This window comes from Pantoea sp. Z09 (assembly GCF_022394795.1).
Taxonomy (GTDB): Bacteria; Pseudomonadota; Gammaproteobacteria; order Enterobacterales; family Enterobacteriaceae; genus Pantoea; species Pantoea latae.
In genome coordinates this window covers 155169-168364 of the sequence record NZ_CP092373.1, presented here as the reverse complement: position 1 = coordinate 168364, position 13196 = coordinate 155169, and the positions used below count along the sequence as shown (strand labels likewise).

The 13196-nt window shown below is 64.4% G+C and carries 10 protein-coding genes; 3 read left to right on the top strand and 7 right to left on the bottom strand.

Going from position 1 to position 13196, the window contains the following annotated elements:
* Positions 1 to 7 precede the first annotated feature (7 nt).
* Positions 8 to 949: a LysR family transcriptional regulator gene (locus MC269_RS00750; RefSeq protein WP_239953397.1), complete on the top strand. Its 942-nt coding sequence runs from the start codon at positions 8 to 10 to the stop codon at positions 947 to 949.
* On the opposite strand, the gene MC269_RS00745 is transcribed toward MC269_RS00750, so the two are convergent.
* From MC269_RS00745 to kdpF, 6 genes are read right to left on the bottom strand one after another with little or no spacing between them, the layout of a single operon-like run.
* Positions 946 to 1449 carry a TIGR00645 family protein gene (locus tag MC269_RS00745; RefSeq protein ID WP_081136677.1) on the bottom strand — a complete coding sequence of 168 codons (504 nt, stop codon included), beginning with the start codon at positions 1447 to 1449 and terminating at the stop codon, positions 946 to 948. The two genes, MC269_RS00750 and MC269_RS00745, sit on opposite strands and share 4 nt — an antisense overlap.
* A 54-nt stretch (positions 1450 to 1503) precedes the next feature.
* Entirely contained in the window at positions 1504 to 4176 is a 2673-nt protein-coding gene (gene kdpD, locus MC269_RS00740; RefSeq protein ID WP_239953396.1) for a two-component system sensor histidine kinase KdpD, read from the bottom strand.
* 8 nt (positions 4177 to 4184) lie between these two features.
* A complete protein-coding gene (kdpC, locus tag MC269_RS00735) occupies positions 4185 to 4748 on the bottom strand; it encodes a potassium-transporting ATPase subunit KdpC (RefSeq protein WP_239953395.1) in 564 nt (187 codons plus the stop codon).
* Between the two features lie 10 nt (positions 4749 to 4758).
* Positions 4759 to 6804, bottom strand: coding sequence for a potassium-transporting ATPase subunit KdpB (gene kdpB / locus MC269_RS00730; protein ID WP_239953394.1), 2046 nt, complete (start codon positions 6802 to 6804; stop codon positions 4759 to 4761).
* Entirely contained in the window at positions 6801 to 8489 is a 1689-nt protein-coding gene (gene kdpA / locus MC269_RS00725; protein ID WP_239953393.1) for a potassium-transporting ATPase subunit KdpA, read from the bottom strand. Before kdpA ends, kdpB begins: the two co-directional genes overlap by 4 nt.
* On the bottom strand, positions 8489 to 8578 hold the full coding sequence (gene kdpF / locus MC269_RS00720; protein WP_081136686.1) for a K(+)-transporting ATPase subunit F: 90 nt from the start codon (positions 8576 to 8578) through the stop codon (positions 8489 to 8491). Before kdpF ends, kdpA begins: the two co-directional genes overlap by 1 nt.
* A gap of 239 nt (positions 8579 to 8817) precedes the next feature.
* Between kdpF and MC269_RS00715 the strand changes: the two genes are divergently transcribed.
* Both MC269_RS00715 and MC269_RS00710 read left to right on the top strand, forming a co-directional pair.
* The gene (locus MC269_RS00715; protein WP_239953392.1) at positions 8818 to 9915 is read left to right on the top strand and encodes an ABC transporter substrate-binding protein; all 1098 of its coding nucleotides are present in this window, start codon (positions 8818 to 8820) and stop codon (positions 9913 to 9915) included.
* A complete protein-coding gene (locus MC269_RS00710) occupies positions 9912 to 12002 on the top strand; it encodes a TonB-dependent siderophore receptor (RefSeq protein ID WP_239953391.1) in 2091 nt (696 codons plus the stop codon). The genes MC269_RS00715 and MC269_RS00710 overlap by 4 nt, the downstream gene beginning before the upstream one ends.
* Here the strand turns inward: MC269_RS00710 and MC269_RS00705 are convergent.
* Positions 11999 to 13162 (bottom strand): HD-GYP domain-containing protein, encoded by a 1164-nt coding sequence (locus MC269_RS00705; RefSeq protein WP_239953390.1) that lies wholly within the window; start codon positions 13160 to 13162, stop codon positions 11999 to 12001. The two genes, MC269_RS00710 and MC269_RS00705, sit on opposite strands and share 4 nt — an antisense overlap.
* Between the last annotated feature and the right edge of the window lie 34 nt (positions 13163 to 13196).

The window sequence follows — 13196 nt, the reverse complement described above, 5'->3', positions numbered from 1 at the left end:
GGTACGTATGAGCAACCTCTCCAGTCCCGATCGTATTGAACTGATGCAGACCTTTATCCGCATCGTTGAGAGCGGCAGCCTGTCGGCGGCGGCGCAGCAGCTCAACACCACCCAGCCCACCATCAGCCGTCGGCTGCAGGCGCTGGAGCAGCGTCTTGGGCTAAAGCTGATCATGCGCACCACCCACGCGCTGAAGCTCACCGACGACGGCGAGCGCTGCTACGCCCAGGCGCGCCAGCTGCTGGCGACCTGGCACGCGCTGGAGGATGAGCTGACCCACGCCAATGACGAGCCAGTCGGCACGCTGCGGGTGCGCGCGCCGCACGCCTTTGGTCAGGATCAGCTGGTCGCGCCGCTGGTGGAGTACCTGATGCGCTACCCGCGCCTTAACGTAGAGTGGATGCTTAACGATCGCACGCCCGACTTTATCGCCGAGAACGTCGACTGCGCGATTCAGGTCGGCGCGTTGAGCGATCCCGCTATCGTGGCGATTCTGCTGGCGGAAGTGCCGCGCATCGTGGTGGCCTCGCCGGCGCTGCTGGCGCGGCACGCGCCGGTCGATGCCGTCGAGCAACTGGCGGATCTGCCGTGGCTGGCGCTGACCAGCTTTTACCGTAACGAAATCGCGTTACAGCGCCTTGACGACGGCCAGCCGGTCAATATGGCGATTGCGCCGCGCCTGAGCAGCGACAGCCTCTACGCGGTGCGCAAAGCGGCGCTGATGGGCATGGGCGCGGCGATCATGTCGTCGTGGGTGGTGCAGGAGGATTTAGCGCGCGGCGAGCTGGTGCAGCTGACGCCGCAGTGGCAGGCGCCGCCGCTGCCGGTGTGGCTGACCTATCCCTGGGCGAGCTACTACCCGGCGCGCCTGCAGAAGTTTTTTGAAATGATACGGGAGGTGATGCCGCAGCTAACCGGCACGCGGCCAGCCGGGGCGTTTCCGCGCTAGGCGGACTTCTTCTCGCTTTTCGACATATTGTCCAGCAGGCCCATCACAAAAGCCGACAGCACAAAGGTCAGATGGATGATCACGTACCACATCAGCTTGTCGTTGGGCACGTTGCGTGCTTCCATAAACACGCGCAGCAGATGGATAGAGGAGATAGCGACGATCGACGCCGCGACTTTATTTTTCAGCGAGCTGGAATCCATCTTGCCGAGCCAGCTCAGCTTCTCTTTATGTTCGTCGATATCGAGCTTAGAGACGAAGTTCTCATAGCCGGAGAGCATCACCATCACCAGCAGGCCGCCCACCAGCGTCATGTCCACCAGCGACAGCAGCAGCAGGATCAGATCGTTTTCCGCAATGCTGAGTATATTGGGCAGCAGGTGAAAAATTTCTTCAAAGAACTTAATCGTCAGCGCCAGCAAACCCAGCGAAAGTCCAATGTAAACCGGAGCCAGCAACCAGCGCGACGCATACATCAGGTTTTCGGTAAAACGTTCCATAATTTCCCACAGGTAATCAGACAGGTGAGGCAGTATAACCGATCCTCTGTGAAGTTATTTCAGCGCCTCTTCAGAAATTTCAGGCGCGGGCGGCAGCGGCAGCGACAGGCGGAACGCCACGCCGCCTTCAATACGGTTCTCCGCCCAGATGCGCCCGCCGTGGCTCTCGACGATGGTTTTGCAGATCGCCAGCCCCAGCCCGACGCCCGGCACCGACGACTCTTTATCGCCGCGCGCGAACTTGTCGAAAATACGCGTCAGGTCTTTGTCGGCAATGCCCGGCCCGTTGTCCCAGACCGCCATCTCCAGCCGATCGCGCTCGCGCCAGGCGCGAATGCCGCGCTGCGCGCTGTTGCCGGCATACTTCAGGCTGTTCTCAATCAGGTTGGTCAGCACCCGCTCCAGCAGCGCGCTGTCGCCTTTAATCAGCATCAGATCTGACGGCAGGTCGAGCGTCACGCCGTGCCCTTTCAGCGACGGCGCCATGCTGCTGAGCGCGCCGCCGATCACCTCGTCCAGCGCCAGCCACTCTTCGCGCAGGTTCAGCCCGCCCGACTGAATGCGCGCCATATCGAGCATATTGCTCACCAGGCGGATGGTGCTCAGCGTCTGCTCGCGGATCTGGTTCGCCTGAGTGACATACTTCGACTCATCGCTGGCCAGGTCGAGCATCAGCATCTCCGCCTGGCCGAACAGCACGGTGAGCGGCGTGCGCAGATCGTGCGACAGCGCAGAGAGCAGCGCGTTGCGCAGCTGCTCGCGCTCCGCCGCCAGCCGCGACGCCGCTTCGCTCTGTGACAGCGCCATCCGCTCCAGCGCGTTGGCGATCAGCACGGTAAAGGTCTCCACCAGCCGCTGCTGCTCCGGGATCATCAGCTGGCGCAGGTTTTGCGGCTCGACCACCAGCAGCCCGCGACAGTGCGCGCCGCTCTTGAGCGGCAGCATCTGGTAAGGCACGGCGGGCAGCGTATCGGTGCCCGCGCCGGCGGGCTGTCCCTTGCTGTAGCTCCATTTGGCAATGGCGCGATCCGGCTCGCTGCCCGGCGTCGCCGCGCCCGTCGCCACCAGCTCGCCCTGCTCGTCCGGCAGTAGCAGCAGGCTGCGCGCCTGCAGGGTCACCTCGATCACGCGCTGGGCGGTAGCGGCGATATCCTCGGGCGTCAGCGCGCTGCCCAGCGACTTCGCCATCTCGTAGAGGTGGCGCGCGCGCTGCTCGCGGTAGCGCGCCACGCGCGCCTGATAGCGCACGCCGGCGGTCAGGTTGCCGACGATCACGCCTACCGCCAGCATCACCGCGAAGGTTACCAGATACTGCAAATCAGAGACCGCCACCGTGCCGGTGGGGGCGACGAAAAAGAGGTCGAAGGCGAGGATATTCATCACCGTGGCGATCACCGACGGCCAGCGCCCGTAGCGCAGCGCGATAATCACCACCGCCAGCAGATAGATCATCACGCCGTTGGCGGTGTCGAACCCGGCCAGCAGCCAGCGTCCGGCGGCGGTGACCAGGATGCAGAGCAGCAGCGCCATCAGCACGCCGCGCAGCGGCAGGCGCCAGCGGTCGCCGCCGGCGCGCGCGTCGGCTAACGGCAGCGCGTCGCCGGCCGGCTCGTCCAGCGCCACCACCAGCAGATCGAGATCCGGCCCCAGCTTGCCGAGGCGCGTGGCGAAGCTGTCCCGATGCCAGCGCCGCAGCGGCCGACGACCGGTGACGATCTTGCCGAGGTTATGTTCGCGCGCGTAGCGCAGCACCGCCTGCGCCTCGTCGGGATCGGAGAGCGTGGCGGTCTCCGCGCCCAGCTCCTGCGCCAGCTGCAGGGTTTTCAGCACGGCGCGCCGCCGCGCCTCCGACAGCCGGTTAAGGCGCGGCGTTTCGACGTAGACCGCGTGCCATTCGCTGCCGAGCCGCGCCGCCAGTCGCGCGGCGGTGCGCACCAGCTTTTCGCTGCCGGTGTCATCGCCGATGCAGAGCAGAATGGCGTCGCGCGTGTGCCAGACGCGATCGCGGCCCTGCTGGTCGCGCCAGGCGCGCATCTGATCGTCGACGCGGTCAGCGGTGCGGCGCAGCGCCAGCTCGCGCAGCGCGAACAGATTGCCCTTGCGGAAGAAGTTTTCGATAGCGCGCTCGGCGCGATCGCCGACGTAGACCTTGCCCTCTTTCAGACGCTGGCGCAGATCGTCCGGCGGCAGATCCACCAGCACCACCTCATCGGCGCTGTCGAAAAAGGGATCGGGCACGGTTTCGCGCACGCGGATGCCGGTGACGCCGCCCACCACGTCGTTAAGGCTTTCCAGATGCTGCACGTTGACGGTGGTGATGACGTCGATGCCCGCGTCCAGCAGCTCGTCGATATCCTGCCAGCGTTTGGGGTGGCGCGAACCCTGCACGTTGGTGTGCGCCAGCTCATCCATCAGGATCAGCGCCGGATGGCGCGCCAGCGCCGCGTCGAGATCGAATTCGGCGTGGCGCGAACGTCCGGTGGCGCGCCGCGGCAGCACCGCCAGTCCGCGCAGCAGGCTGGCGGTCTCTTCGCGGCCGTGGGTTTCGACCACGCCGATCAGCACGTCGAGCCCCTGCGCGCGCAGCCGCTGCGCCTCCTGCAGCATGGCCCAGGTTTTGCCGACGCCCGCGCAGGCGCCGAAGTAGATTTTCAGCTTGCCGCGATGGCTGTCGGCCTGTTGTAGCAGCAGCGCGTCGGGATCGGGGCGTTGGCGTTCGTCGTTCATCACGTCCTTCAGGGTTGAGTCAGCGCGTCCAGCGCCAGGTTAAGCCGCAGCACGTTGACGGTGGGATCGCCGCTAAAGGCGAGCAGCGGCCGCTCGGTATGGGCGTCGATCAGATCCTCGACCGTTTTCAGCGGCAGCTGACGCGCGGTGGCAACGCGCGGCGCCTGCCAGTGCGCGGCAGCGGGGGAAATCGCTGGATCAAGGCCGCTGGCCGAGGCGGTCACCAGATCCACCGGCACCGCCTGCGGCGAGAGCGGATTGGCGGCGCGCAGCGCGGCAACGCGTTCCGCCACCGCCTTGTCCAGCGCCGGATTGCTCGCCGCCAGATTACTGCCGCTCGACGCCAGCGCATTATAGGGCGCGTCGCCGGTCGCCGACGGCCGACCCCAGAAATAGCCGGGTCGGCTAAAGTTCTGGCCAATCAGCGCCGAACCGCGCGCTTCGATCAGCGAGCCGTTGGCCTGCGCCGGAAACAGCCACTGCGCCAGGCCGGTGGTCAGCAAAGGATACCCCACGCCGGTGACCAGCGTGAGCAGCAGTAAAACTAACATTGCCGGACGTAACTGACTCATTTTTTTCTCCTTATGCCAGACCCAGCAGCACCAGCAGCAGGTCGATGGCTTTAATGCCGATAAAGGGCACCAGCAGCCCGCCCAGCCCATAAATCAACAGGTTGCGGCGCAGCAGCGCCGCAGCGCTCAGCGGCCGATAGCTGACGCCCTTCAGCGCCAGCGGGATCAGGAAGACGATCACCAGCGCGTTGAAAATCACCGCAGAAAGAATCGCCGACGACGGCGAATGCAGATGCATCACGTTCAGCAGGTTGAGCTGCGGATAGGTCGCCGCGAAGGCCGCCGGAATAATGGCGAAATATTTGGCGACGTCGTTGGCGATGCTGAAGGTAGTGAGCGAGCCGCGCGTCATCAGCATCTGCTTGCCGATATGCACCACTTCCAGCAGCTTGGTGGGGTTGGAGTCGAGATCCACCATGTTGCCCGCCTCTTTCGCCGCCTGGGTGCCGGAGTTCATCGCCACCGCCACGTCCGCCTGCGCCAGCGCCGGCGCGTCGTTGGTGCCGTCGCCGGTCATCGCCACCAGCCGCCCTTCCGCCTGATACTGGCGGATCAGCGCCAGCTTCGCTTCCGGCGTCGCCTCTGAGAGAAAGTCATCGACGCCCGCTTCCGCCGCGATCGCCGCCGCGGTCAGCGGGTTGTCGCCGGTGATCATCACAGTTTTAATGCCCATCTTGCGCAGCTCGGCGAAGCGCTCTTTGATGCCGCCCTTAACGATATCCTTCAGCGCCACCACGCCCAGCACCTTCGCCCCTTCCGACACCACCAGCGGCGTGCCGCCGGCGCGCGCCACCTCTTCCACCAGCGCGTTGACCTCTGTCGGGAAGCGGCCGCTATTGGCCTCGATATGGCGCTTCACCGCGTCTACCGCCCCTTTGCGGATCAGCCGGTTCTGCACGTTGACGCCGCTCATGCGCGTCTGCGCCGAGAAGGGAATAAAGCTCGCGCCCATGGTGGTCAGATCGCGCTCGCGCAGGTTGAAGCGCTGTTTCGCCAGCATCACGATGCTGCGTCCTTCGGGGGTTTCATCCGCCAGCGAGGCGAGCTGCGCCGCGTCGGCCAGCTGCTCTTCGCTGACCCCCGGCGCAGGCAGAAACTGCGTCGCCTGACGGTTGCCGAGCGTAATGGTGCCGGTCTTGTCCAGCATCAGCACGTCGACGTCGCCCGCCGCCTCGACCGCGCGGCCGCTGGTGGCGATAACGTTGGCGCCCAGCATGCGGCTCATGCCCGCCACGCCGATGGCGGAGAGCAGGCCGCCGATGGTGGTCGGGATCAAACAGACCAGCAACGCCACCAGCACCGTGACGCTCACCGGCGCCCCGCCCCACGCCGAGAAGGGCCACAGGGTGACGGTGGCCAGCAGAAACACGATGGTCAGCGACACCAGCAGAATGGTCAGCGCGATCTCGTTCGGGGTTTTGCGCCGCTTCGCCCCTTCCACCATGGCGATCATGCGGTCGAGAAAGGTTTCGCCCGGATTGACGCTGCACTGGATCACCAGCCAGTCGGAGAGGATGCGCGTGCCGCCGGTCACCGAGGCGAAGTCGCCGCCCGACTCGCGGATCACCGGCGCGGATTCGCCGGTGATGGCGCTCTCATCCACCGAGGCGCCGCCCTCCAGCACTTCGCCATCGCACGGGATAATGTCGCCCGCCTCCACCAGCACGATCTCCCCTTTGCGCAGGCTGTCGGCCGACACCTGCTGCCACTGCGCGTTGTGGCGCGGCTCCGCCAGCTTTTTGGCGAAGCTGGTTTTTTTGACGCCTTTCAGGCTGCTTGCCTGCGCCTTGCTGCGCCCTTCCGCCAGTGCCTCGGCGAAGTTGGCGAACAGCACGGTGAACCAGAGCCAGAGGGCGATGGCGCCGGTAAAGCGGGCGTTGCCGTCGAGCCAGCCGCCCGCCATGCCCAGCGCCAGCAGCGTGGTGAGCAAACTGCCGAGCCAGACCACGAACATCACCGGATTGCGGAACTGCACGCGCGGATCCACTTTTTTCAGCGCGTCGAGCAGCGCGACGCGCATCAGCGCGCCGTTCAGCGCCTGTTGTTGACGACTCATGAGTGCGTACCCTGAAGAAGTTGCAGATGCTCGGCGACTGGACCCAGCGCCAGAGCGGGAATAAAGGTCAGCGCGCCCACCAGCAGTACCGCGCCGATCAGCAGCGCGATAAACAGCGGGCCGTGGGTCGGCAGCGTGCCGTTGCCCACCGGCTGCGCCTTTTTCACCGCCATGCTGCCCGCCAGCGCGATGACCGGAATAATGATGCCGAAGCGACCGACCAGCATGCAGAACGCCAGCAGCAGGTTCCAGAACGGCGTGTTGGCGCTCAGGCCCGCAAAGGCGCTGCCGTTGTTGTTGGCGGCGGACGACACCGCATAGAGCACTTCGCTAAAGCCGTGAATGCCCGGATTCGCCATGCCGGCGCGCCCCGCATCGGTCATCATCGCCAGCGCGGTGCCGAGCAGTACCAGCGTCGGCGTCACCAGGATCGCCAGCGCGGTCATCTTCATGTCGCGCACGTCGACCTTTTTACCGAGATATTCCGGCGTGCGGCCGATCATCAGCCCGGCGATAAACACCGCCAGCACCACGAACAGCAGCATGCCGTACAGGCCGGCGCCGACGCCGCCGAACACCACTTCCCCCAGCTGCATCAGCCACATCGGCACCATGCCGCCCAGCGCGGTAAAGGAGTCGTGCATCGCGTTTACCGCGCCGCACGACGCGGCGGTAGTGATCACCGCAAACAGACTGGAGTTAAGAATGCCGAAGCGCGTCTCTTTGCCCTCCATGTTCAGCGCGCTGTCGGCGCCGAGCGCCAGCAGATGCGGATTGCCGCGCGTTTCTGCCCACATCACCGCCACGACCGCCACCACGAACATCAGCGACATCGCCCAGAGCAGCATATGGCCCTGACGGCGATCGCGCACCGCGTAGCCAAAGGCGAAGCAGAGCGCCGCCGGGATAAGAAAGATCGCCAGCATCTGCACGAAGTTAGTCAGCGCGTTGGGGTTCTCGAACGGATGGGCCGAGTTGGCGTTAAAGAAGCCGCCGCCGTTGGTGCCCAGCATCTTGATCGCCTCCTGCGACGCCACCGGCCCCATCGCCAGCGTCTGCTTCGCCCCTTCCAGCGTGGTGACCTCATGGTAGGGCAGGAAATTCTGGATGCTGCCCTGGCTGACGAACAGCAGCGCCATCAGCAGGCTGATCGGCAGCAGCAGATAGAGCGTGATGCGCGTAAGATCGCGCCAGGCGTTGCCGAGCGCGTCGCTGTTGCGGCTGGCGAAACCGCGGATCAGCGCGAACGCCACCGCGATGCCGGTCGCGGCGGACACGAAGTTCTGCACCGTCAGGCCGACCATCTGGCTGAAATAGCTCAGGGTGCTTTCGCCGCCGTAGGACTGCCAGTTGGTGTTGGTGACGAAACTCACCGCGGTATTCAGCGCCAGATGCCAGCTCAGCGCGGGCAGCTGCTGCGGATTAAGCGGCAGCCGATCCTGCAGCAGCAGGATCGCCAGCAGCAGCAGCAGGCCGAGCAGGTTAAACAGCAGGATCGCCAGCAGATAGTGCGGCCAGCGCATGGCGGGCGCGTCGGCGCCGAGCAGCCGCCAGAGCGGGCGCTCGACGCTGGCCAGCAACGGCCTGTCGGCGATCAGCACCGCCAGCCCGCGTCCCAGCGGCTGCGCCAGCGCCATTAACGCCACGAAAAACGCGGCGATCAGTAAAAACGCATTGGCGGCCATTAAAACGCCTCCGCATTCAGCAGGGCATAGATCAGGTAGCCCAGTAACAAAAACACCAGCACGATGCCGGCCATTACGCCCACGCTCACAAAGACCTCCAGAGGGATCAGGGTTTCGCGTTAGCCTGCGCGCTTCGGTATAAAGAAGCGGTTAAATTGCCTGTAGCGGGCGTAAAAAAGTTATAAAAATGGCGATAAAACAGGCGGATGGCAGCTGGTAACCGCCTTTTTTAGTTATATAACCCGGCAAGGCACCGCCACGCGTCCTGGAACATTGCGAAGACGACTGATATTCATTATCATTTCGATTTCCTTACGAAATAGTGCTGATGCGTTTTCTTTTTTCTCTGCTGCTGCTGCTGTGCAGCACCGCTGCCGTCGCAAAATCGGTCGTCGATATCACCGGCCAGAAGGTGATTATTCCTGACCATCCGCAGCGCATTATTCTGGGCGAAAGCCGCATGCTCTACACCCTGGCGCTGATCGTGCCCGGCAATCCGGCGGCGCGCATCGCGGGCTGGCCGGGGGATATGGCGAAGTACGACGCGCAAAGCTGGCGAGAGTTTACCGCCGCGTTCCCGGCGATCAACGCGGTGCCGCAGCTCGGCGCCGGCGCGCTGCGCGATCTCAATCCCGAGCAGCTGCTGACGCTGAAACCCGATCTGATTATTCTGCCGCGCCTGGCGAAAAGCGGCGCGCAGGAGGCGCATTTCCGCCAGCTGATGCAGCAGGTCAATATTCCGGTGATCTATGTCGACCTGCGCGTCGACCTGCTTAACAACACGGTGCCGAGCCTGAAAATTTTGGGCGAGGTATTCGACCAGCCGCAGCGCGCGCAGGCGTTTATCGACTTCTATCAGCAGCATATGGATCAGGTGCGCGATCGGCTGGCGCGCTATCACGGCGCGAAAACCCGCGTGATGCTGCATCTGCATCTGGGCCGCCGCGACACCTGCTGCACCACGGCGGTTAACGGCAATCTCGGCCAGCTGCTCGCCTTTGCCGGCGGCGACAATATCGCCGCCGGCGCGGTAAAAGGGGTGTTCGGCGAGATCAATCCTGAACAGGCGCTCGCCCAGCCGCCGCAGGTCTATATCGCGACCGGCATGGCGGACGCGGACGACGACAGCACGCTGCAGCTCGGCCCGGAAATCGACGCCGATCGGGCGGCCGTCAGCCTGCAAAGGCTGCTCGCCGCGCAGCCGGTTCTCAGCCAGCTTGAGGCGGTGAAAAACCACCGCGCGTACGGCCTGTGGCACAACTTTTATCTCAGCCCGTGGCACGTGGTCGCGGTAGAGCTCTTCGCAAAAGCGCTCTATCCGCAGCTGTTCGCCGACCTCGATCCGCAACGCACGCTGGAACAACTTTATCAGCGCTTTCTGCCGCTGAATTTATCAGGGACCTTCTGGAGCCAGTTACCGCAATGAAACCCCTCTCTTCTCTTCTGCTGGGCAGCGCGCTGCTCTCCGGCGGCCTGCAGGCGCAGGAATCGACGCTACTGGTAACACAGGAGGCGGAGCCGCAGGAAAGCGGCTACCAGCCGCACAGCAGTGTGACCGCCACGCGCGCGCCGGCAAAGATTATCGACACGCCGCAGAACATTACCGTCGTGCCGCAGCAGGTGCTGCAGGACAGCGACGCGCAGAATCTCGACGACGCGGTAAAGTTCGTCAGCGGCATCACCCAGGCCAATACGCTGGGCGGCACCCAGGACGCGCTGATCAAGCGCGGCTTTGGCGATAACCGCGACGGCTCGATCCTGCGCGACGGCGTGCGCTCGATTCAGGCGCGCAACTTTACTCCCACCAGCGAACGCGTCGAGGTGCTCAAAGGCCCCTCCTCCATGCTCTACGGCATGAACGAGCCTGGCGGGCTGGTCAACATTATCAGCAAGAAGCCGCTGCTGACGCCGCAGGTGCATCTGGAGGGGCGCAACAGCAGTTTTGGCGGCGGCGGCGGGCAGCTCGACGTCACCGGCCCGCTCGGCACCAGCGGCTTTGCCGGGCGACTGATCGTCGATCACGACGAGACCGACTACTGGCGCAACTTCGGCCGCACGCGCCAGACGGTGATTGCGCCGTCGCTGACGTGGTTCGGCGAGAGCACCACGCTGCGCGTCGCCTGGGAACATATGGAGTATCTGGTGCCTTTCGATCGCGGCACGGTGATCAACCCGAAAACCGGCAAGCCGGTGAATACGCCGCGCGAAGAGCGCTTCGACGAGCGCTTCAACGCCACGCGTGGCGACCAGGATACCCTGACGCTGGCCGCCGATCGGGTCCTGAACGACAGCTGGACGGCGCATCTCAACTACAGCTTTACGCGCAACACCTACAGCGACCATCAGGCGCGCGCCACCGCCTTTAACGCCGATACCGGCGTGCTGACGCGCCAGGCGGACGCCACCGGCGATGCGCAGAGCCGTTCGCAGCTGGTGCAGCTGACGCTGAATGGCGATGTCGACTGGGGACGCGTCAACCATCAGCTGCTGGCGGGATTTGACTACGAAGCCGACCGCACCTTCCGCGGCGATATGCTGCGCGGCACGAAGAACAGCCGCTTCAACATCTGGCATCCGGTGTATGACGAGATGGCGTCTACCTCGACGGTGAGCGCCGCCGACAGCGATCAGCGCGAGAATATCGATAGCCGCGGCCTGTTTTTACAGGATGCGATCCGCCTGACGCCGAACTGGCTGCTGCTGGGCGGCCTGCGCTACGACAGCTTTGACGTGATGGCGGGCAAAGGCCGCCCGTTTGTCGCCCGCACCCGCAGTTCTGACAGCCGACTGGTGCCGCGCGCGGGCGTGGTGTACAACCTCAACAGCTGGTCGAGCCTCTACGCCAGCTACACCGAATCTTTTAAGCCCAACTCCTCTATCGCCACCGAGATCGGCGCGCTGCCGCCGGAGCTGGGTAAAGCCTGGGAAGTGGGCGGCAAGATCGATCTGCCCAACGGCGTAACCGGCACGCTGGCGCTGTTTGATATCCAGAAGCGCAACGTGATGGTGGATGAGCTGGTAGAGGGCGAAACCGTGACGCGCACCGCCGGCAAGGTGCGTTCGCAGGGGGTCGAGCTGGATCTGGCGGGCAAGCTGACCGAGTCGCTCAGCCTGGTGGGCAGCTACGCCTGGACCGACGCGCGCGTCACCGCCGATCCTGAGAACAACGGCAACGCCATGGCCAACACCGCGCGCCATACCGCCGCGCTGTTCCTCACCAACGACTTCGGCGCCACCGGCCTGCTGGCGGCAGACGACCTGCGCGCCGGCGTCGGCGCACGCTACGTCGGCCGTCGTCCCGGCGATGCGGCCAACAGCTTTTACCTCGATGACTACACGGTGGCGGACGCCTTTGTTGCCTGGCAGACGCCGCTCAACGGCTACCGCCTGAAGTGGCAGGTCAACGTCAACAACCTGTTTGATAAGACCTACTATCCGTCAAGCGGCAATAACCTGCGCGTTGCCGTGGGCGAGCCGCGCGAAATCGTGCTGCGCGCCAGCGTCGATTTCTAGCTCGCCAGCGCCCAGACGCGGTTGAGATCGGCGTTCTGCCAGAGCTGACTCTCTTCCGCGCCGATAATGCTGTCGGTGCAGAAGCTGTCGCCGAGATCGATACGCTCCGGCTTCACTTCGCGCTGGGCGTGCAGCGACCAGAAGGCGTGCACCACCGGTTTCAGCAGCGAGCGCTCGCCCGCCTTGACCACCAGCGCCACGCGTCCCGACGCCAGCCGCACCAGCGATCCCACCGGATAGATGCCGATGGCGCGCACAAAGGTATGCAGCACCTGATTGTCGAAGTGGCCGCGCCAGCTCAGCATATTGTGCATCGCGTCGGCGGGCGACCAGCCTTTGCGGTAGACGCGCGTCGAGGTCAGCGCGTCGTAGACGTCGCACACCGCGGCCATGCGCGAGTAGAGCGAGATCTCCTCGCCTTTCAGCCGGTGCGGATAGCCGCTGCCGTCATATTTTTCATGGTGATGCAGCGCAATATCGAGCAGATCGGCGTCGGCGTCCGCCTCCATCAGCATCTGCGCGCCGATCACCGGATGCTGACGCATCACCTCAAACTCCTCGTCGCTGAGCTTGCCGGGCTTGTTGAGGATCTCCAGCGGCACCGCCGCCTTGCCGACGTCATGCAGCAGGCCGCCCATGCCGACGCGCCGCACCTGCCTGCTGTCCAGCCCCATCCGCTGCCCCAGCGTGATCATCAGCCCGCAGACCGCCATCGAGTGCAGCCAGGTGTAATCATCATGATTTTTCAGCCGCGCCACGCTCAGCAGCGCGGTCGGTTCGCGCCGGATAGAGCCGGCGATCTCATCCACCAGATCGAGCGTGCCCGCCAGGTTAAGGCTATGACCGAGACGCGCCTCGTTAAACATCGCCATCACTTGGGTTTTGCCCTGCTGAAAAATTTTCTGCGCCTGGTCCAGCTCCTGGAAAAACGGCGTGCGGGCAATGGGCTTGCGCGCCGGCGACGGCGCGACGGGCGCCTGCACCGATTTATTCAGATCGATCCACAGCTGCTGGATCCCTTCGTTACGCAGCATCGCGATCTGGCGCGGATCGGTCACCAGCATCTGATTACGGATGCGTTTATCTTTGATCCACCAGACATCGAGCTTATGGATAAACATCCCTGGCCGCAGCTCGTCGACGGTGATTTGCTTGATCACGATATCTCTCCTTAGGATCGCCCCTGGTAGAGAA

What these genes read in the sequence shown, in the direction of transcription:
- MC269_RS00750 (WP_239953397.1), top strand. Translation starts at nt 8, where the DNA reads ATGAGCAACCTCTCCAGTCCCGATCGTATTGAACTGATGCAGACCTTT.
- MC269_RS00745 (WP_081136677.1), bottom strand. Translation starts at nt 1,449, where the DNA reads ATGGAACGTTTTACCGAAAACCTGATGTATGCGTCGCGCTGGTTGCTG.
- kdpD (WP_239953396.1), bottom strand. Translation starts at nt 4,176, where the DNA reads ATGAACGACGAACGCCAACGCCCCGATCCCGACGCGCTGCTGCTACAA.
- kdpC (WP_239953395.1), bottom strand. Translation starts at nt 4,748, where the DNA reads ATGAGTCAGTTACGTCCGGCAATGTTAGTTTTACTGCTGCTCACGCTG.
- kdpB (WP_239953394.1), bottom strand. Translation starts at nt 6,804, where the DNA reads ATGAGTCGTCAACAACAGGCGCTGAACGGCGCGCTGATGCGCGTCGCG.
- kdpA (WP_239953393.1), bottom strand. Translation starts at nt 8,489, where the DNA reads ATGGCCGCCAATGCGTTTTTACTGATCGCCGCGTTTTTCGTGGCGTTA.
- MC269_RS00715 (WP_239953392.1), top strand. Translation starts at nt 8,818, where the DNA reads ATGCGTTTTCTTTTTTCTCTGCTGCTGCTGCTGTGCAGCACCGCTGCC.
- MC269_RS00710 (WP_239953391.1), top strand. Translation starts at nt 9,912, where the DNA reads ATGAAACCCCTCTCTTCTCTTCTGCTGGGCAGCGCGCTGCTCTCCGGC.